The organism is Soonwooa sp. (genome assembly GCF_030151385.1).
In the GTDB taxonomy this organism is placed as follows: domain Bacteria; phylum Bacteroidota; class Bacteroidia; order Flavobacteriales; family Weeksellaceae; genus Soonwooa.
Window position 1 is genome coordinate 20,660 of sequence record NZ_JASLDS010000024.1, and the last position, 20,617, is coordinate 41,276.

General features: G+C 34.7%; 21 protein-coding genes. 12 read left to right on the forward strand and 9 right to left on the reverse strand.

Annotated elements, in window-relative coordinates; all coding sequences use genetic code 11:
* Positions 1-71: 71 nt before the first annotated feature.
* The 4 genes from Q1V95_RS03275 to Q1V95_RS03290 form a co-directional block, all read right to left on the reverse strand.
* Positions 72-263 (reverse strand): hypothetical protein, encoded by a 192-nt coding sequence (locus tag Q1V95_RS03275; protein WP_300670238.1) that lies wholly within the window; start codon positions 261-263, stop codon positions 72-74.
* A gap of 186 nt (positions 264-449) precedes the next feature.
* Complete coding sequence (locus Q1V95_RS03280; RefSeq protein WP_300670240.1) at positions 450-1,388, reverse strand: hypothetical protein; 939 nt, start codon at positions 1,386-1,388, stop codon at positions 450-452.
* A gap of 47 nt (positions 1,389-1,435) precedes the next feature.
* A complete protein-coding gene (locus Q1V95_RS03285) occupies positions 1,436-2,140 on the reverse strand; it encodes a M949_RS01915 family surface polysaccharide biosynthesis protein (RefSeq protein WP_300670242.1) in 705 nt (234 codons plus the stop codon).
* Positions 2,141-2,176: 36 nt separating this feature from the next.
* Positions 2,177-2,623, reverse strand: coding sequence for a hypothetical protein (locus Q1V95_RS03290; RefSeq protein WP_300670243.1), 447 nt, complete (start codon positions 2,621-2,623; stop codon positions 2,177-2,179).
* A 213-nt stretch (positions 2,624-2,836) separates the two neighbouring features.
* On the opposite strand from Q1V95_RS03290, the gene Q1V95_RS03295 reads away from it, so the two are divergent.
* A complete protein-coding gene (locus Q1V95_RS03295) occupies positions 2,837-3,040 on the forward strand; it encodes a hypothetical protein (protein WP_300670245.1) in 204 nt (67 codons plus the stop codon).
* A 13-nt stretch (positions 3,041-3,053) separates the two neighbouring features.
* Here the strand turns inward: Q1V95_RS03295 and Q1V95_RS03300 are convergent, their stop codons facing one another.
* Positions 3,054-3,911, reverse strand: coding sequence for a GLPGLI family protein (locus tag Q1V95_RS03300; protein WP_300670248.1), 858 nt, complete (start codon positions 3,909-3,911; stop codon positions 3,054-3,056).
* 282 nt (positions 3,912-4,193) lie between these two features.
* Positions 4,194-5,843: a Zn-dependent hydrolase gene (locus Q1V95_RS03305; protein ID WP_300670250.1), complete on the reverse strand. Its 1,650-nt coding sequence runs from the start codon at positions 5,841-5,843 to the stop codon at positions 4,194-4,196.
* Between the two features lie 152 nt (positions 5,844-5,995).
* On the opposite strand from Q1V95_RS03305, the gene Q1V95_RS03310 reads away from it, so the two are divergent.
* Both Q1V95_RS03310 and Q1V95_RS03315 read left to right on the forward strand, forming a co-directional pair.
* Complete coding sequence (locus Q1V95_RS03310) at positions 5,996-6,346, forward strand: hypothetical protein (RefSeq protein ID WP_300670295.1); 351 nt, start codon at positions 5,996-5,998, stop codon at positions 6,344-6,346.
* Positions 6,347-7,441, forward strand: coding sequence for an MBL fold metallo-hydrolase (locus tag Q1V95_RS03315; RefSeq protein WP_300670252.1), 1,095 nt, complete (start codon positions 6,347-6,349; stop codon positions 7,439-7,441).
* A gap of 67 nt (positions 7,442-7,508) precedes the next feature.
* On the opposite strand, the gene Q1V95_RS03320 is transcribed toward Q1V95_RS03315, so the two are convergent.
* Positions 7,509-8,504, reverse strand: a complete 996-nt coding sequence (locus Q1V95_RS03320; protein WP_300670254.1) for a N(4)-(beta-N-acetylglucosaminyl)-L-asparaginase — start codon at positions 8,502-8,504, stop codon at positions 7,509-7,511.
* Positions 8,505-8,752: 248 nt separating this feature from the next.
* Between Q1V95_RS03320 and Q1V95_RS03325 the strand changes: the two genes are divergently transcribed.
* From Q1V95_RS03325 to Q1V95_RS03355, 7 genes are all read left to right on the forward strand, one after another.
* The gene (locus tag Q1V95_RS03325) at positions 8,753-9,358 is read left to right on the forward strand and encodes a Crp/Fnr family transcriptional regulator (protein ID WP_300670256.1); all 606 of its coding nucleotides are present in this window, start codon (positions 8,753-8,755) and stop codon (positions 9,356-9,358) included.
* Positions 9,359-9,470: 112 nt separating this feature from the next.
* Positions 9,471-10,115, forward strand: coding sequence for a hypothetical protein (locus tag Q1V95_RS03330; protein WP_300670258.1), 645 nt, complete (start codon positions 9,471-9,473; stop codon positions 10,113-10,115).
* Between the two features lie 81 nt (positions 10,116-10,196).
* Positions 10,197-10,607, forward strand: a complete 411-nt coding sequence (locus tag Q1V95_RS03335; RefSeq protein ID WP_300670260.1) for a DUF3302 domain-containing protein — start codon at positions 10,197-10,199, stop codon at positions 10,605-10,607.
* 6 nt (positions 10,608-10,613) lie between these two features.
* Entirely contained in the window at positions 10,614-11,771 is a 1,158-nt protein-coding gene (locus tag Q1V95_RS03340) for a biotin/lipoyl-binding protein (protein ID WP_300670262.1), read from the forward strand.
* A 1-nt stretch (position 11,772) separates the two neighbouring features.
* The gene (locus tag Q1V95_RS03345; RefSeq protein ID WP_300670264.1) at positions 11,773-13,173 is read left to right on the forward strand and encodes a TolC family protein; all 1,401 of its coding nucleotides are present in this window, start codon (positions 11,773-11,775) and stop codon (positions 13,171-13,173) included.
* 235 nt (positions 13,174-13,408) lie between these two features.
* On the forward strand, positions 13,409-14,428 hold the full coding sequence (locus tag Q1V95_RS03350) for a hypothetical protein (protein ID WP_300670266.1): 1,020 nt from the start codon (positions 13,409-13,411) through the stop codon (positions 14,426-14,428).
* 51 nt (positions 14,429-14,479) lie between these two features.
* Entirely contained in the window at positions 14,480-15,055 is a 576-nt protein-coding gene (locus tag Q1V95_RS03355; protein WP_300670268.1) for a hypothetical protein, read from the forward strand.
* A gap of 6 nt (positions 15,056-15,061) precedes the next feature.
* Here the strand turns inward: Q1V95_RS03355 and Q1V95_RS03360 are convergent, their stop codons facing one another.
* Both Q1V95_RS03360 and Q1V95_RS03365 read right to left on the reverse strand, forming a co-directional pair.
* Positions 15,062-17,314 (reverse strand): family 20 glycosylhydrolase, encoded by a 2,253-nt coding sequence (locus Q1V95_RS03360; protein ID WP_300670270.1) that lies wholly within the window; start codon positions 17,312-17,314, stop codon positions 15,062-15,064.
* A gap of 90 nt (positions 17,315-17,404) precedes the next feature.
* Entirely contained in the window at positions 17,405-18,574 is a 1,170-nt protein-coding gene (locus tag Q1V95_RS03365) for a proline dehydrogenase family protein (RefSeq protein WP_300670272.1), read from the reverse strand.
* A 128-nt stretch (positions 18,575-18,702) separates the two neighbouring features.
* Between Q1V95_RS03365 and aroB the strand changes: the two genes are divergently transcribed.
* Complete coding sequence (gene aroB / locus Q1V95_RS03370; protein WP_300670274.1) at positions 18,703-19,746, forward strand: 3-dehydroquinate synthase; 1,044 nt, start codon at positions 18,703-18,705, stop codon at positions 19,744-19,746.
* Positions 19,747-19,964: 218 nt separating this feature from the next.
* Positions 19,965-20,570, forward strand: coding sequence for a porin family protein (locus tag Q1V95_RS03375; RefSeq protein WP_300670276.1), 606 nt, complete (start codon positions 19,965-19,967; stop codon positions 20,568-20,570).
* The last annotated feature ends 47 nt before the right edge of the window (positions 20,571-20,617 follow it).

Here is a 20,617-nt window from a genome sequence, read left to right on the forward strand (position 1 = left end):
TTAAAAGAAGAAATGAAGAAATAAAGAATTGAAAAGAATCTCAAGATTTTTTAAAATCCCTTAAAATACGTTCACTCTTTGTAAGTTAAATCGAAATTCAAAATTGTATCTTTTCTGATTACTTTTAGATTTAATTTTTCTTTTATTAAGCTATCTCCAATATTTAACTTGTCATAAATATTGTCATTCACTTGATATTTGATATTATTTTTAAGAAGTATAGTTCCTGTACCATGATTTTCGTAGTCTCGAAAAATCTTCACTATTTTAGAGTTAAATTTTCGCTTTGATTCTTGTTCATTTCTATATTTAGTTGATCCTAATTTATTCATTAGAAAAAACAGTCCACTAAGAAAAATTAATGGTAGCGCGATTCTAAAAAAAAATTTTTGCTTCATTTGCGGAATGAATCTCATTGGATGTAGCTAATGGAAGAAATATTTATCAATTTATGGTACATAGATTGAATTTCTTGTAACTTTTTCGGTTTTTAATAATTTATGATTTCGATCGTATTTTTTGAGTTCATTATTTTCAGTTACAAAATAGTAATCCAGTTGCCCATCTTTAAAAGAATATTCAACATCTTTTGTATTGTTTTTGTTTCTGCAAGTCCGTTGTGTAATTATTCCTTTAGTATAAAGCTCATAACACTGCTCCTCCTTTGTCTTATATGAACGCTTTAGTTTTTTCCCCATCTCATCATATTCGATTTGTTCGTCGGTTTCGTAATTCTTGTAGGATTTAGGTAATCCTTTTTCATTATAAGTTTTAGTTACATTACTGATGTAATCGTCTTCCGACTTGACTTTTCCGTTTTCAAAGTAATTGATAACTATAGAATTAGGATATTTTTTATTCTTTTTTAAAATACTTTCAAACTCTATTTTATTGTCTTTGTATCCTTTAGTTATCAAAATTGAATCGTTAATTTCATAGGTTTTAATGACTTTGCCCAAATCATCTTTTACTTCGGTAGTTGCCAATTTACCATTTTGAAAGCGAAAAGTATAATGATTTAGTTTTGAATCATAGTCTGGTATTTTAGCTTCGGCAATTCCTACAAATTCCCCTTTGCTATTACTAGAAAACCAAATTTTTTGATTTTCCTCTTCGTTATTCAAAAAATATTTAGCTTCTTCGGATTTAAAGACTTTGTTTTCAAAAGCTTTGCTTTCTTCCTCAACACTTAGACGTTTATTGTTTTTTCTTGCTTCTTTGAATTTTTGATGCAAATCGTAATTTGTGTATTCAAGTATTTCCAAAACACCGCTTCCATTTTCGAATTTCGCCAAATTCAAAAAATACTGTGAATTAAGTTCCTTAATTTGTTGGCCAAATGACGCTATTTGATTTAAAAAAAATAAAACGAGTAGTAACTTTTTCATTTCACTAATCTTTGAGTTTGGAGACTATTTCTTCAAAATACAGACAACTATTTTGAACCAGCCATAATATTTTTATTCCAAAGTTGTTTTGCGAACTTTCTAAAAGCTTCAGGACCTTGCAAAAAAGCTTCGTCAAACTTATATTCGCCGCCAACATATCGCACATTATTATCATCGTCGCGTCCAAATTCTATTTTATTTTCGCCACGCATCGCAAACTTTTGATAGCCTTCATACATAATAATTTTCATATCAGATGGACTTACATCACCATGGCAATCGGTTTTGTACATCATCCAAACTTCGGCAATTCCGTTTTTATCCAAATCAGTAATTTGAAACGTGTTATCAATAAATTCGGCAACAATATCAACAGGACAATCGCGGATATAGTCGTAGACTTTCCAATTTGGCGGCGTCATCTCACCTTCTATTCTATAACTATATGCGAACAATTCGGCATCGCTACCATCATTTTCATGCTTGATATTTGAGTTACGGAAAATTCCAGTTTCGCTAAGAATTGCTACATTTTTACCAGTCATGTCCTCCCATTCGTAAGCTTCTTTAAAAATACCTTGAAAAGCAGCCGCATTTGGTAGTTGATCCTCAGTAATTTTTGAAACTTTTAAGCTTTTTATCTTTTCTTCTGTCGAATGCTCTTGGATTGTTGACTCCTCAATCTTTTTATCGTCTTTGCAAGCAATTAATGCTAAGCTTAGTAAAACAAAGGATGCAATTATTTTATTCATTCTGTTTTATTTTTAAAAGAGCTAAAACTAAATTCCTTACTTCCTTGTAAGATAATAATACTTCTGGAATCGGCTTTTGTAGATTTTAAAATCCCCTTCATAGACACTATCAACACTAGGATTTTGAGCAAGATTAATAGTGTCTTTTTTTATGATAAAATCATTGTTAACCCAACCAAATTTGTCGGTATATTTTTTAGTTTCGAAATCTTTAATCTCTTCTGAACAAAAATAATCCAAAGTGCGATAATCGTAATATGAAATAAAATAATGGTTCACTAATAAAACCAAAATCGCTATCCACGAAAAATTAAATAGACTCCAATAATCATAATCTTTTTCAAAAATTGAAATCAGTAAAAAAGAAATAATTAAGCTGATAATAATTTTGAAAGGCATTTCATTCAAAGCTAATGTACGATGGTTAACATGTATCCAAAATGAATCGAAATCCACATATTTTGTCCAAATTAATAACAGCATTATTAAAAACAAAATAACGAGGCAAACTGTTTTTCTCTTTAGCATTTGTGTTTTTGTAAGATTTTTTTTACCAAAGCCTAAACTAATCATAATTCTTCAAAAACCAATAGCACGATATTTTATTTTCGAAATTCTTTTATTTACGCGAAAAACTTGACAAGTATTGGTCAAAAAAATTATATTTATCCAAAATAAAATTAAAAAGTAAAACTTATGATGGTAACTTACATTATGCTTGCATTTACAAGTATATTTCTTGCAGGAACTTATTTCTCTTATCAATACGCCGTAAAAAAAGGAACGGAATTCCGATATAAGCCAATTCTATTACTGGTTATTGTGCTTTTATTCTTAGTATCATTATACGGAAGTATTGTTGGTAAACCATTTAATCAAATTGTACCTTTCATAGGATAAGCCAATTAAAAGTCTACTGACAAGTAGAATTAAGCTCTATTGGATTGTTTTCGAAATAAGCCATTAGAGCTTTTTCTTTTTTATCAAAAGAAGCTTTCACATCTTTATCATTAACATCTTTGCCATCGATGACGTAGGTTGTTTGTGCAGTATTAAGATTTGCTAAAATCATAGATGGTTGTTTTTTATATTCTTTCCAAAATTTGTCCCATTGTGTCAAATTGACTTTTGCGGGAGATCCATCTCCAAAATGTCTTTCCGAAATATTATTTTCTTCTTTTGTGATGCCTACAATTTCGAATTTGTAATCATTAGTTTTATCCGAAATTTTTAAAATTAAACCTGGCAATCCATAAAACTTGTAAGGTCCATCAGCAATCGGAATTTCGTTGGTGAACCATGCCGTCCAACTTCTTCCTCCAAAATTAAGCTCGGCTTTTTGTATGTTGTAACCGAAAAGTTTAGATTTTTCGTCGCTTATTTTCCACTTCATTGGACAATTGTAATCGATTGAAAATGCTTTGTTATAAAATTTTCTTTCGGTGAGAAATTTTTTGTTTTTAAAATCTTTAACAACTAATTCTCGAAACTTTGAATCGTCCTTCATCGTAGGAAAGCGTAATTGCCCATCATCACGTTTTCTCATGTCCAAAATCGCTTTGGTCTTGGTGGAATCTGCACGAAACAGATCGTAAGATTCAAAATACGAGACTCCATCTTTTGTTGTTAAAAGCGTTGTTAATTCGGTTTCTGTTTTGTCGGCTTTGGAATCGGGTTTCCATTGTAGCTCGTAGATAATTTTGTAAGATTGCGCAAAACATAAATTTGCGAGAAGGATTACAAGAAAGCTGATTGTGATTTTAGTTTTCATAGTTTTAATTTTGGTTTTTCTAATATACAATATTAAATAAAATCGAAAATATATCACTATTTCTTTAGTTATAATTTTAAGTAAAAAAACAGAAGCTAAAAATAACTTCTGTTTTTTTAATATTTAAAACAAGTTCGCGATAAAATACTTCTGTCACTTCGAGTCGCGCAGCATATCGAGAAGTTTTAATGATAAGAAAATTCACTTGTTTTCGATACAGTTTTCTTTGAAAACCACTCAAACTGACGTTAATTTTCTTTTCTCGAACTAATGTTATTTAAATTACTTCAAGCCTAACATTTGTGGACCTTGTTCGAATACAATATCAACAGGAATGTTTTGCGTTTTTAGTTTGTCAAGATCTTTTTGCAAATCTGCTGGAATAATACCTTTCTCAGCATAAAGTTTTTTAACACCATTATAATCGCCATTACCTTGTAAGGTTAAAACCAATTCTGACAAGCCATTCATCGCAGCTTCCATTTTTGGAATGTTCACTTTGTATCGTCCGTTGGCTAATTTTTCGAAAGCTCCTTTTTCAGCAAAATAATTAAAAGCAATCATATTCGCAGTTCCGTGTGCCGAACTTGCTCCGAATCTCACCGAACGGAAAATCCCTGCCAAAAACGTCACGAAATAATCTTCTTTACTTCCAGATAATTCGCCTTTCTGCAACAATTGATTAACCATATAAAGTCCTAGAATATCCGCTTTCCCCTCTTCCAAAGCAGAGTTAGCTTCCTTTAAAGCTTCACGAACAGAACCTTTACCGTTAATAATATTTTTAATTCCTAAACCGTGTGCCACTTCATGGAACATCACATTAGAAAAGAATGCATCAAATTTGATGTTTTTTTGTTGACTTTCATCGATTAGCGAGGTTGCAATCGGAACCAAAATTTTATCAAACTTAGCTTTCATTGCATTCTTAAGTTGTAATCTTCGCGTTCCTTTTTCTAGCTGAACTTTCTCATCATTTGGCAAGTTAATCGCAATCGTCTTCCCAGCAGCATTACAATCGCCAGCGTAGAAAACGACATCGTAAGCATTAAGATCCGAATCTGTCCCCGGAACTTCCTTTTTGTATTCAGCTTTTACAGGAAGATTGGTTTGTAACTCTGGAAGATATTTCACAAACTTCGCAAGCTTATTACTCCACTCCACATCTTTCACCAAAACATAAGCTTCAAAAGATGATTTGTATCCAAATAATTGATCTTCATAATTTTCAATTGGACCGATAACCAAATCCAAATTTGAGTTCTTCATATCCATCCAAGCCAAATCACTCGGATAATAATTGTCTGTCGTTAAGGCTTCAGCACGAAGTTTAAGATAATTTTTAAGACCAGCATCTTCCGCAATTGCAGAAGCTTCATTCAGATATTTGGCAGCTTCTTGAAGTTTCGTTTTATATTCAATAGAATACGGAACCGAATATAATACGCCATTAGTATCTCTTTTAACAACAGTATAAGACGATTTTCCGTCTGGCACATTGGCTTTTTCGAACTCATCCTTTGTCATATTAGTCGGATAGTACGTTGCGCCCTCCGGGCGCGCCCCAACACCTGCTACAAAAGGTTTTTCATTATTAAGACGATCCCAAGGACCATAATTAATCACAGCATACTCTTTCGCTTCGCCAGATAATTTGGACAACAATTTAGTTTTGTCACCGTAGGCTTGTTGCCAAAACAAATCGTCCATTACCTTAGCTGCTTTGAACATCAATTTCAGAACCTCCTTTTCTTTGGTCGTTAAATGAGAAATATCGGTTGTTAAATTCACTTTCGCATATTTCTGATATGGATAAGAATCTTGCATTTTCGTAGATTTTACAGATGATTTAGTTGATTTCTTTTGAGCAGAAAAGCTTGTCACCAAACCCGAAATAGCTAGCAAACCAAGTATTATTGTTTTTGATTTCATTAGAATTAATTTGTGTAAATTTAGGTATTAATCTTCGGAGCATCGGTATTCTTCCTTAGCAAAAGTCGAGAATTTTCCTCTATTGCGGTCAAAACGTCCATTTGATTTGAAAGGAATACTTTTTGATAATTTCGAAACTGAATAATAACAACATGCAAACTTGTCCCGAATGTGGTGAAAAAATCGTTGGTCGATCAGACAAAAAATTCTGTTCGGATGCTTGTAGAAATAGCTACAACAACCGCATCAACAAAGATACGACCAACCTTATGCGGAATATCAATTACCAACTTCGCAAGAACCACCGTATTTTGACAGATTGCAATATTGACGGTAAAACCAAAATATTAAAATCCAAACTTTTGGCTCTAGGATTTAGTTTCGATTATTTCACGCAACTTGTAGTTTATAAAAATGCCTCCGAATATCGATTTGTCTATGATCAAGGCTACAAATTTTTGGAAGACGATTGGATTTTGCTTGTCAAAAATATTTCTAATTAAATGATCAATTTTATTATTATTGTGGCAATTGCCATTGCGATTCTTGTTTTCCTCTTTATGCAACAACCAGTTTTTGGTTCTAAAGCGCGAGGTCTCCGACTGGAACGAATAAAAAAATCCGCAAACTTCCGAAATGGAAAATTCCAAAATCTAGAACACACGCCAAACTTTGGAGAAGGTTATTCAATGCACAAAGTGATGTGGGATTTTTTAACTCAAAAAGTACCCAACAAAATACCAACTACTCTTATTCCTACAAAGAAAACGGATTTGCAATCTCTTAAAAATGAAGAAGAATTTTTGATTTGGATGGGACATTCTTCTTATTATTTTCAGGTTGACGAGACTAAATTTTTAGTAGATCCAGTATTTAGTGGCAATGCTTCGCCTATCGCTGGTACGACAAAAGCTTTCAAAGGTTCGGATATTTATCAATCCGATGATTTTCCTGAGATCGATTATTTAATTATTTCTCATGATCATTATGACCATTTGGATTTTAAAACTTTAAAATCTTTAAAATCTAAAATTAAAAAAGTGATTTGTGGTTTGGGAGTTGGCTCACATCTAGAACGTTGGGGTTTTGACGAAGAGCAACTCATCGAATTGGATTGGTACGAAGATGCTGTTTTAGAAAAGAACATCCACATAACATCTACACCTGCACGACATTTTTCGGGAAGAGGTCTCAAACGAAATGTTAGCCTTTGGTCTTCCTTTGTTTTAAAATCGAGTCATCACAATATTTTTGTTGGTGGCGACAGTGGTTATGGTAAACACTTTAAAACAATTGGGGAAAAATTTGGTCCTTTTGATTGGGCAATTCTCGAAAATGGACAATACAACGAGCGTTGGCATTACATCCATACTTTGCCACACGAGATGCAACATGTGATTGAAGATCTAGGCGCAGAAAATGTAATCCCTGTCCATTCTTCAAAATTTGCTTTAGCAATGCATTCTTGGAAAGAACCTTTAGAAAAAATCACCGAAAATAGTCAAGGTAAAAGCTTCAAAGTCTTTACACCAATGATTGGAGAGAAAGTGGATTTAAACAATAAGAATCAGGAATTTGGAACTTGGTGGGATTCTTAAAATTTCTGTATATAAATTTAAAAAACCGCCGCACATCGAAAACGATGTGCGGCGGTTTTTTTATGACTTACTTCAAACTAAACTCTGGTTTTTCCATTCGGTTTCCCTTTTGGTCGTACACAGCATAGGTAAAACCGTCCTGAATACAATAAGCGCCGTATTCTCCTTTTTTGTTCAAGGCAATAAAGCCAACTTGAATATCTTTTAGGTTTTTGCCACGACGTTTTGCAATGTTTACGATACGTTCCACAGCTTCCTTACAGGCTTTTTGTGGCGTCCGACCTTGTCGCATCAATTCGACAACAAGATGTGTCCCAACTGTTCTTATAACTTCCTCGCCGTGACCTGTTGCCGTCGCTGCACCAACTTCGTTATCAACAAACAATCCTGCTCCAATAATCGGCGAATCGCCTACTCTGCCATGCATTTTGTAAGCCATTCCGCTGGTTGTACAGGCACCCGACAAATTTCCGTTTGCATCCAAAGCAATCATCCCAATTGTATCATGATTTTCAATATTCACGATTGGTTTATACTTACTTTCTTTTAACCATTCTTTCCATTCTTTTTCGGATTCTGGTGTCAAAAGATTTTCTTTTTTAAAACCTTGGCTAAGGGCAAATTCTAATGCGCCATCGGCTACTAGCATTACATGTGGTGTTTTTTCCATCACGGCACGCGCCACCGAAATTGGATTTTTGATATGTTCTAAAGCTGCAACCGAACCAATATTATAATTCTCGTCCATGATGCAAGCGTCCAAAGTCACTTTGCCATCGCGGTCAGGACGTCCTCCATAACCAACACTTCTTTCGGTTGGATCATCTTCCACCAGACGAACGCCTTTTTCAACAGCATCCAATGCTCTTCCATTTTTTGACAAAATTTTCCAAGCTTCAGCGTTTGCATGAAATCCAAAATCCCAAGTTGAAATCACTATTGGTTTGTTAATTGCCTTGTTGTCGATGTTTGTTGAATTTGCTAGAACATCAATCGGATTAAGTAATAAAGCCGAAGAAGCTAATGCTGTATTTTTTATAAACTTGCGTCTAGAAGAGCTCATAAATTATGATTTTAATTAAGTGTTAAACAAATATCTAAATATTATCGAATTGCACAAAATCAAATTTTAAAATTAATTTCATCGACTTCACATACAAAAGAAAATTTTTATCTTTACTAAAAAGGGAAAAAGCTAAATCTATATTAATCGATCGGGCTGTTAAGACTTTCACAACATTCTATTAATAAACGATAATCCCTGAGTTTGGGCACAGAATTAGATAGCTTCATTTTTAACTCAAATAACAAATGTCAGAAATAAGCCAACTTAAGAAGATAGAAATTTTCAAAGATTTAAACGACGAGGAATTATCGGCGTTGGCGGACATTTGCACCCCTATTTTATTGGCGAAGAAAGAGAAACTCGCAGAGCCTGACAGAACTTTTAATCAAATTTTCTTAATTAAAAACGGACTAATTCGTTGGTATAATTTTGATGAATTAGGAAATGAATTTTCCCCTTTCTTGCCTTCCGAACGAGAAAATGTACTTATGACAACTCCCGAAGTCTATTTGGGAGGCGATAGAAGCAAATATATTATTGAAGCTGTAGTCGATACAGAACTCCTTCTTTTTGATTTTAAAAAATTTGAAGAAGTCTGCGAGCGATTTCCAAAAATTCAAAAAATATATTTGGAATCTTTAAAAAATATAGCTGCTGCCATGGTTTCTCGCATTGAGCAATTGTGTACAAAAGCTCCTGAAGAGCGCTACGAAGACTTCCTATCGGAGCGTCCTTTCACTTCACAAAACGCCAGTAGAAAGTACATTGCCAATTTTCTTGGCATCACTGCCAACTCACTTTCGAGACTTACTGCGAGAATTCAAAAAAATAGAAAATTCAAAAAAAACTAACTTAAGAATACTTTTTCGCAATTTCTTCATCCTAATTTTGTACCATCAAAAACACTGTAACACATGAAGTTACATTGTTTAATGAATGTCTAACGATTTAAAACAAAAAACAGTGGTTAAGAATTTTTTAAAAGTAAGCGCATTTAGCTTATTAATGGTTTTCGCAAGTACAAAAGTAAACGCACAATCTCAACATGTAGAAAAATTGGGTGCATACATCACCAACGAGATGTCATTCCTAAATATGACGCAAGACCAATCTCAACAAGTTTACAAAATCAACTTGGATGCAGCAACAGCCATCGAAAATTTGGACGAGAAAAGTTTTACACAAAACACAACTCAACAAGAAAATTTCAAAGGTCTTGCTGAAGTTTTAAAAACAAGAAATACGGCTCTTAAAGAAGTACTTTCTCCAACACAATTTGAGGTTTTCCAAACCAATAAAATCCTTCGTGGAGCAACTTTCAGAACGATGTTAATGTCCAGAATGTTGGATTTAACAGACGACCAATTGCAACCCGTTTTTGCAGTGAACCAAAAAGTGGTTGAAGAGGTAAGACAAGACCTTGATACTTATTTTTCTTCTGACAAAAACAGAAACAAAAAAAGTGCTCAACGCAAATTAGAAAAGAATCTAAAAAAAGCAGACAAAGCTTTTGATACTATTCTAAGTCCTCAGCAAATTAAAATTTATCATGAAAATGCCGATTTCTTACGAGAAGTTCTACGTGAAGAATTCGGAACGAAACACTAGTTTTAAATCATGCTTTCATGATTCTCGGTATTGTCCTCTGCGATAATACCGAGTTTTTAACATCCACAATCTTTTTACATTATGAAAAAACAAATCACAATACTGTGTTTATTCTTGTGTTGCGGCTTTTCTTATGCCTCAACGGGAAATATAGAAGACAACATTGCAGACGTAGTTTCTTGGCTATTGATGCTGGTTTTACCACTTGGTGGAATCTATTTGTTCTGGAAACTCCACATCTATCCAGAGAAAATTGCGGAAAAGAAAAATCATCCGCAACTGAATGCTATTAAAAGCATGTGTTTACTTTCTTTAATTTTTGGCGGTTTGTTGTGGCCTGTAGCGCTAATTTGGGCTAACTACGACTACGACCAACATTTATCCAGAGAAGAAAAAAAGGCTAAAAAAGCTTTGGAAAAACAAAAAGCAGCGGAAGAATTGGCTGCCAAGGAGACACCTCAAATAGAACAAACACCTAATCATCAAGTATAAAATATCATGTTAGAAATATTAATCGCCATATATGCCGGAATTTGCTGGCTTCTCATCAAGAAATTAAAATTAATTCCGTGGACGTTTCCAACGCAAGTTGTAGTGTTTTCGTTGCCGATTTTCGGGTCTATTGCTTTAATTTTAAGTTTAAACTATTACACGCCGATTACGTCGGATGTTAAAGTAGGTAACCGAAGTGTGGACATCACGACTCAAACTTTAGGAAAAGTAAAAAAGGTGTATGTAAAAACCAATCAGGAAGTGAAAAAAGGAGACACACTTTTCACTTTGGATCCAGAACCTTTTAAACAAGAAATAAAATCTCTGGAAGCGCAACTGAGCAATATGCAAGCGACGGTTTCGTCGTACAGTGCTGACATTGAAGCTTCAAGAAAAAATATTACAAGCCTACAATCTCAATTGAATTTGGCTAACAAACGTGTTACGCAATATCAAGAATTGGTAGCTGCAGGCGCTGCAAACAAATTTGATTTGGAACAAGCGATTGCAACTGCACAAGATTTACAATCGAGAATTGCCGCTGCACAATCTGCGCAAAGTTCACTGCAAACGAAAACAGGTTCAACCTACGATGGCGAAAACTCATCGGTTTCCGAAATCAGAGCGCGACTTGACCAAGCGAAATGGAAACTTTCTCAATCGGTAGTAGTCGCTCCAACGGACGGAATTATCCCGAACGTACAATTAAATGAGGGTGCGATGATGGCACCATTTAAATCTGCATTTGTTTTGATTCAAAAACAGCAAACGGTTATCGCATTTTTCTCTCAAAACGAATTGGAAGCCGTGAAGAAAGGCGATGAAGTAGAATTGGCAATTAAAACCGCTCCCGGAAAAGTGGTAAAAGCAAAATTGGAAGATGTTATCGACGCAACGAGCCAAGGGATTATGAACAATGCTGGCGGTATGATTGGCGGAACTGGGACAACTTCGGGGATTCCGGACACTGCAAGACAATTGCCAGAAACCGATGGAAAACTGATTGCGAAATTTACCCTGGAACCTAACCAAGTTCCTTTGACAGTAGGTTCTCGTGGTACAGCAGTTGTGTATTCGGAGCATATAAAACCATTGCATTTAATTAGAAAAGTAATGGTAAGAATTACAAGTAAGATGAATTACATCATTCCAAAACTTCATTAAGATGATTAAAAAAATTAGTGTAGCAGCAGTCATTTTTATGAGTTTAACATCGTGTATTGGTTACAAAAACGCGACACTTGAAACAGTTGAAAACCTTAAAAATAAAAGCGAAATAAAAGCAAATATCGAAATCCCCGACAAGTGGATTCAAGATAAAAACCAAGATGTATCCGATTTTTCTTACACTTGGATTAACGAACTGAAAACGCCAGAGCTGGAAAGCCTTATTAAAGAAGGTTTGGCGCATAACGCGGATATCATTATTTCTAAAGAAAAACTGAACCAGATAGAATTGGCGATGGACATTGCAGGAAGCAATCTTTATCCGACCGTAAATGCACTTGCCAACACCAGCAATAACGTCGTGAGTGGGACGCACATCGGAAACCTGCAACTAAAAGCCAATTGGGAACTGGATTTGTGGGGCAAAAATAAATCGGCTTCGATGTCGAGTGTTAGCCAGTATTATTCGGCGCAATATCAACAGAAAATGTTGGAACAATCGGTTGCCGCGATGATTGCTAAATCGTATTTCCTAAATATTGCAGGACAATATCAAGAGCAAAAAATTACGCAATATATCCAGATGACCGAAGATTTGAAGAAAATCTACAAAGTTCAAACGAAAGTCGGAACGGCGAATGAGTTGGATATTTCGAATATCGAGACCGAAATTATTTTGTTAAACTCATATTTAGAAAAGATAAAAAACGCCAACTCGCAGTCACGTAGAAGTTTGGAAATGCTTTGCGGAAAATATCCAGAAGGACTTTTAAAAGTGAATTCTAAATTTTCAGCGTTGAATAACGATATTCCTACAAGTTTCCCTTTACCACTTTTGGAAAAACGTTCGGACATCATGGCGCAACAATTCCAAATTGAGCGTTCATTTTACGATGTTCAGGAAGCAAAAGCAGCAAGATTGCCATCGATAAACATCAGCGCAGGATTTGGTGCAGCAGGAACCAACGTAGAAAGCATCAACGGATTATTCTCGAATCCTTTGATAAAAGTTGGTGGCGGATTGGTGACGCCTATTTTCAACGGTGGAAAATTGAAGAAAAATGTCGAAGTAAAAACTTCCGAGCAACGACAAGTTGTAGAAGAATATTCGAAATCGGTGTTGACGGCTTTCAACGAGGTAGAATCGGCTTTGGCAAATCTTACTTCGATTGATAAACAAAGTGTTTTTCAGGACCAAGCCATTAACTCACTTCAAAAGAATATTGAGCTTACCAAAAAGCAAATAAAAGTGGGTAATAGCAACAGTTTTAATCTTATCCAAAAACAAAGAGATTTGATTAAAAAAGAAATGAACAACATCGACCTCGACCTCCAAGAACGCATCGAACGTATCAACCTTTATATGGCTTTGGGCGCGGGAAACTCGATGATTAGATAGAAAATAAGCATCATAATTTATAGTGAATCCTTGTGATAACATTTTTGTTATGCAAGGATTTTTTTTGTTTTTCAAAGTTAAAAACTGATTAAGTAAGCTTTGTATTAAACCAAATTTCTTAACTTCATAATTGTTAAACATTTATGATGGCATGATGAAAATACAACTAACTCGACCTAGAATTTTGAAACTGCTAGGTTTTGCATTTATCATATTTTTCGTACACAGATGCACCATGATCAACTTAAATTTCTTCATGCCATCAGGTAAGAATGTTCCAGACTTATCCAAAACATTGAAAAACAAAACTTTTGAGCTTTTTAAAGTGACAGGTTCAACTTGGAATGAAATCCGTTACCATCCTCAAAAAGATTATTATCTCATTGCACAAGACGCGAGAATAACCAAACTAGATAGTCGCGGTTCGCGGGTTTATTATTTGGATATGAAAGAGACTGACCCAAGCGGAATGCCAGATAACATGGACTATAATGTTCCGTCTTCCTTTGTAGTGAGTTGGCATGGCATTTATGATTTATCAAAAGACAAACCGACTTTAGAGAAATTTAGCAAAAGCTTAAATACCGAAGGAAATATGGACGACGGCACTTGGAATCGTGAGTTTGAAAAGCTTTACCAATCTTCAGATGTTGCATTTTGGGGTTATCGAAAAGGATTACTAGGTGGTAAACTGTATCCTTTGTATTTTCGACAAAATGGTCAATGGATTGTGCTCTACACCAACGAATTTACTTCCGTATACCGCATGAACAAATATCCTGAAATCCGTTTTGATGATAATATTATTCCTGAAAAATGCGATCGACTTTATTTGTTAAAAGATATTCAGCACAATGACAGTTATAGTGATTATCTTACTTCTGGCAATCAATATGATTTTAGCAACGAGCCAGAAAGCAAATTGAAATACAGTAAACGCATCAACATAAAAACTCTATATTTTAAAAAAGAAGACGTTGAAGATGGTCCTTACACAATTATTCCAGTACAGTTTGCGGGAATGGCTGTTAATAAACTTGAATTCGAAAATAGCAGCATCACCTTTAAATCGATAGCACAGAAAGGAGCTGGACTTAATTTTTCTCCTGTAGAAACGGACTTTTTTATTTTTGAAGTTGCTGATGAATTCAAAAAAGCAAATACGCCATCCTTTCTTTATTACAAATATTCAACTTCGTGGAATTCCGACGATAACGAAGGCGTCTACGTGATAAGAAAAATTAATGCTAAATAGATTCACTTTTGTTTTTTTATTTTAGTGCCGATTAATAATACAAACTAAAAAATGATGAAACTCTTTTTTCCAAATACTAACAAAAGGATACAAAAACAATCTATATTTCTCTCGATTGCTTTATTATCAGTCGCTTGCGGTTCAGGTTCCAAAGACTTAAAACAAACCGAAGTTGAAAATGCAGCACAATTGAAAAGCGAAATGATCCAAGAAATTGCTAAAACAATGTCCCCAAAAGACAGTTTGTTTTTAGTAACTCAAAGAATACTTGGCGTTTGCGGAAATGATGAGCGTTATGATGGTAAAACGACTGCAAAAGAAAAATTGGAGGAACAAAAATACATTAAAGAAAATCCTTATTTTATTGACCTTTCAACTGGTTTTGACGAGCAATATAATATTGATGGAAAAGTACTTTTCACGGGAACTGCTTTCAATAACGAATTTAGTACTGCAACACAACATTTTAATAATGATTCTTTAAAAATTAAGAAAAAAATACTAGACCTTCAACCGCTAAATGTGAAAAAAGTCAGCGTGGAAATCATCCTTCGAAATTATTCTTATAGTGAAGATTCTAAAACATTCCTGTTCGTCAAAAACAATTCAAAATGGGAAAAGCGATAAACTTTTTTAATTCACCGACAACTCATCCACAAAAAGCCAAGCTGGATTACCTGCCCCAGCCTGTCCATCGGGAATTACACCATAATTTTGGATAGCGATTTTGATGTAGGTTTTCTTTTGTTTTGGGAAAGAAATATCCATTATCCCCTTGCTTTTGATAATGTCGTCTTGAGAAACTTTTTTGATTTCTGTAAAGCTTTTTCCATTGTCAGAAACCGAGATAGTCACCGATTTTGGAAGATAAATCCAGCTTCCTTGTCTATCCAAAGTATTGAATTTTAAATTGCTAAATTCTGCTACATCATCAAAATCAATTATTGCTACCAAATCGGTTCCATTGAAGCCTAACCAATTTTTGCCATAGTTTTTGGTATTTCCTAAAACGCCGTCTACTAAAGTATTTTTGCCACCAGTGCTGTAAGCTTCGGCAGGTGGATTTTCTAATTCAATAAACTTTCCTGTAGATTTTGAAAAATTAAAATCCTGCGTTGTTACAGAACTTAGACGTTGTCCGTTTTCAAAATAGGCAGATTTTACAGTACCAGTTTTATAAATTTCCAAAATATCTTTATAAACATTGGATGCATTTGTAGGCTCTGTTCCATCGGTTGTGTATCGAATATTTTTGGGGTCATTTGCAGAAGTTAAATCATAAAAAACTTTCCCATGACTGCTCACCGAAACACTACCTGTAACTTCAAAAATAGCTTTTGAATAATTGATTCTTTTTTTATCCAAAATATTAAAATGCTGAATCACTCGGTTTTCAAATTCTTTATACTCAGCTGGATTTGAAGTTCCCCAAGCAACCTCCGAAAGCGCCATCATTCTCGGAAAAATCATATATTCCACATGTTTGAAATCCAAGATATATTCTGTCCACAAATTTCCTTGTGTTCCCCAGATAAATTCACTTTCCTGCTCCGACAACTCACTGGGAATTGGGCTGTAATCGTAAACTTTTTTCAAAGTCACATCGCCGCCAATCGCAATAGGTTCGGTATCTGGACTTCCCTGATAATAATCAAAATAATTAGTAGAAGTTGGTGTCATAATCGCTTGGTGTCCCGTTTTTGCAGCATGAATACCGCCTTGCACACCAGTCCAACTCATCACCGTTGCATTGGGAGCTAAACCACCTTCTAAAATTTCGTCCCAACCGATGATTTGTTTGCCTTTGGAATTGATGTATTTCTCCATTCTCGTTATGAAATAGCTTTGCAAGCCCATTTCATCTTTTAAGTTTAGTTTTTTAATCAAACCTTGACAAAACTCGCTTTGCTTCCAACGGATTTTCGGCGCTTCATCGCCTCCAATATGGATATATCGATACGGAAAAAGAGGCATCACTTCGTCCAAAACATCTTCTAAAAACTTAAAAGTTTCTTCTTTTGGACAATAGATTTCCTCGGAAACGCCCCATTGTTTCCAAACTTCAAAAGGTCCTTTTGTACATCCTAATTCTGGATATGCCGCCAAAGCCGCTTGCGCATGTCCCGGCATTTCGATTTCTGGGATAACATCAATATGCAATTTTTCGGCATATTTTACAACATCCTTGATTTGTTCTTGTGTGTAAAATCCACCATATTTTTTGTCATCAAACTTCATATCCGAATAGGCTCCAACTTGGGAACCATTACGCCAAGCGCCAACAGAAGTGAGCTTCGGATATTTTTTGATTTCGATTCTCCAACCTTGGTCGTCCGTTAAATGCCAATGAAATTTGTTGTATTTGTACATCGCGAGATAATCGAGATATTTTTTGACTTCCTCAACCGTAAAAAAATGGCGACAAACATCGAGATGCATCCCTCGATAAGCGAATTTTGGAGAATCAGAAATTTCTAAATAAGGAAGTTTTAAATCAGATTGATGTTCTTCAATCAACTGTAAAAGAGTCTGCACACCACGGAAAACCCCTACGTTGGTAAATGCCGTTATTGAAATTCCATTTTTATCGATATTAAGGCTATAAGATTCTGCCATCTTATCAGTAGGCTCTTTTATTCGAAGAACCGCCAACCTAATCTTCCCTGATTTTCCAATTTTAAAATCTTTTCCTATACTAATTTTTAGTTGATTTTTTAAATAATCGGCTTCAGAATTTGAATCAATACTTTGAATAACAAAATCATTGGATAATTGTAAAAAACCATCATTAATTTTGACTTCTTTAGGTTTGGGAATGAATTGATTTTGTGCCATAATTTGACTTGATAAAAATAAGACAGCAACCGAAAACAGAACCTTTTTCATTTTAAAAACTTTGATAAAATAAATATACTCATTTAACACAAAAAATCCCCACCAAAACTGACGAGGATTTATTTATCTTAAAAACAAAACTTAAGCTTGTTTTCTACGTTTTAATTCTTTTTCGATAAGACCAAGCTCACGCCCAGTTTGTCCTGCAACGGAAGTATTTTCTTGTGCTCTTCTTGTTAAATAAGGGACAACATCTTTTACGGGTCCATACGGAAGATATTTTGCAACATTGTAGCCTTTGTCCGCAAGATAAAAACTGATGTTATCACTCATCCCGTACAATTGTCCAAAATACACATGCGGATTGTCGTGCTCCAATCCCTTAGCTTGCATTTTGTCCATAATGAGCTCTGTTGACTTTTCGTTATGCGTACCAAAAAACGCCGAAACTCTATCAAGATGATTCATCATAAAGTCGATACCAGCATTGTAATTAATATCAGAAGCTTCTTTGTTGGGTTGGATTGGATCTGGATAGCCTTTTTCCGCAGCACGCGCTCTTTCTTTCTCCATATAGGCGCCACGAACGATTTTGTAACCGATGAAGTAGCCTTTTTCCTTCGCTCTTTCAAGATGTTCTGCCATATATTCTAGACGACCCGTTCTGTACATTTGGATGGTATTCCAAACAATTGGTTTTTCCTTATTGTACTTCTCCATCATCTCCTCGCAAAGTTGATCAGCAGCTCCTTGCATCCAAGTTTCCTCAGCATCTACCATCACTTTTTTGTCACTTTCGTAGCACAATTTGCAAACATCATCAAAACGTTTAACAACACGCTCCCACTCTGCTTTTTGACTTGTCGTCAACTCTGCACCTTTACCAACTTCTTCATATAAATCGATTCTTCCGAAAGCTGTTGGTTTGAAAACCACAAACGGAATCGCAGGATTACCAACCGAAAAACGAACAATATCTTTAATCTCCTTGCAAAAAGCATCAAAAGTTTCTTCGTCTACTTTGCCTTCAATCGAATAATCGAAAATACTTCCTATTCTGTGTTTAAACAAAGTTTTGACAACTGCCATACTTTCTTCACGCGTTTCGCCACCGCAAAATTGCTCGAACAAAGTTTTCTTGACAACACCATCAACAAATGGAAAATTATTTCTGACAACAAAGTTGAGCATAGAAACGCCAACACTTGTTAAACTAGGATTTTCTATCGCTTTGAACATCCAATAAGCCTTCTTGAGTTGCGAATCCGTCTTATCCGCAAAGGCCAATTTAGTATCGTTAAAAATACTCATATCTTGAATAAATTTGAAAGTTCAAAATTAAGCATTCCTTAGCATTTAAACTTCGATTCGATAAAAAATAATGCATTTTAAAAACCACTTCTTCGTCAAAATTCTCATATTTTTGCAAAAAGCCTTTTATGATTACTTTACTAGACGACGATTTCTCCGGATTAAATCAATTTTTAAACGAAAATTCGACGAGCAAAATATTTATTTTGGTTGACGAAAACACACATGAATATTGCCTTCCGACCTTGCTTGCCAATATGGAAACCGATGTCCCGTTTGAGATTATCGAAATCGAAGCTGGCGAAGAACATAAAAATATTGAAACCGCTGTTCAGCTTTGGGAAATCCTTTCGGAATTCGAAGCAGACAGAAAAGCTTTGGTCATTAATCTTGGCGGCGGCGTTATCACCGATTTGGGTGGATTCGTTGCTTCTACTTATAAAAGAGGGGTTAAATTCATCAACATTCCGACAAGTTTGTTAGCGATGTGTGATGCTTCGATTGGCGGAAAAACGGGAATCGATCATCAATTCTTAAAAAATATAATCGGCACTTTTGCGCAGTCTGAGCAGGTTTTTATTTATCCAAAATTTCTTGAAACTTTAGATTTCATACAACTTAGAAGTGGTTTTGCAGAGATGCTAAAACATGGTCTTATTGCAGACAAAAAACATTGGGACGAGCTTACGAGCATCGAATCGTTGACAGCAGAAAGCTTAGAAAACTTTATCCTCCGAAGCACCGAAATAAAACAAGAAGTTGTAGAAAAGGATTTTAAAGAACAAAATATTCGTAAAAACTTAAACTTCGGACATACCGTTGGTCATGCTATTGAAAGCCTTTATCTTGCCAACAACCAACTTCTTCCGCATGGAGAAGCTGTGGCTTTGGGGATGATAATCGAGACACACTTGTCTTATCTTAACAACTTAATTAGTCAAGAAACGAGCACCGAAATTATTACTAAAATTCAGAAATTCTTTCCTTATGTTGATATCTCGATGTTCAAGGATGACGATATTTTGGCATTGATGTTTAACGACAAAAAAAATTCGGATGGCAACATCAATTTTTCACTAATTAATGGAATTGGTAATGGCATTTTTGATCAAAAAGTAAGCGAATCCAACCTAATTTTGGGACTAGATTTCTATAAAAACATGAAAAAATAGGTCAAAAAACACCCCGAATTTTTGTTAAAAACAGTAAAATTTGACAATTTTGTAAAATATTTACAACTGACTAAAAATCAGATATTTAAGAATTAAATTTTAACAAATAATCAAGAATAATAGAATTAAATTTCGAAATAAATCAAAGTTTTGGCAAAGTATTTGGAAGTACACTTGTCGTAAAACAAAATTTAAAATTGAAATTAAAATTTAATATTATGAAAAAGTTATTTGTAGGATTAGCAGTTGTAGTAGGATCGATGTCATTCGCACAACAATTCGGTATCAAAGCGGGAGCTAACATTTCTTCAATTTCTAGTGATGGATATGATGATGTAAAATCAAAAGTTGGTTTCAACGCAGGTGTATTTATGAACGCACCGTTGTCAGAGCAATTTAGCATTCAACCAGAGGTTATGTATAGCCAAATGGGCGCAAAAGTTGACAACACGGCTCTAGGTAATAAGTATTCTAGTTCATTAAAGCTTGATTATATTACCGTTCCGGTAATGTTCCAGTTTAATGCAACACCACAGTTTTATTTAGAAGCTGGACCAGAATTTGGATTTTTGGTAAGTGCAAAATCTAAAAATGACCTTAATGGAAATAGCAATACAACAACTCTTGATAAAGACAATTTCAACTCTTTCAATATGGGAGCAGGTCTTGGTCTAGGTTATTATTTTACTAAAAACATTGGTGTCAATGCTAGATATGTTGCGGGATTCACTGACATTAACAAAAACGGAAATACATCCATTGATAATCCGGATCACAAAAACAGAAATAATACTTTCCAAGTTGGATTGAATTATAAGTTCTAATCAAATAAAACCAAAATAAAAGGCTGTCAATTGACAGCCTTTTTTAT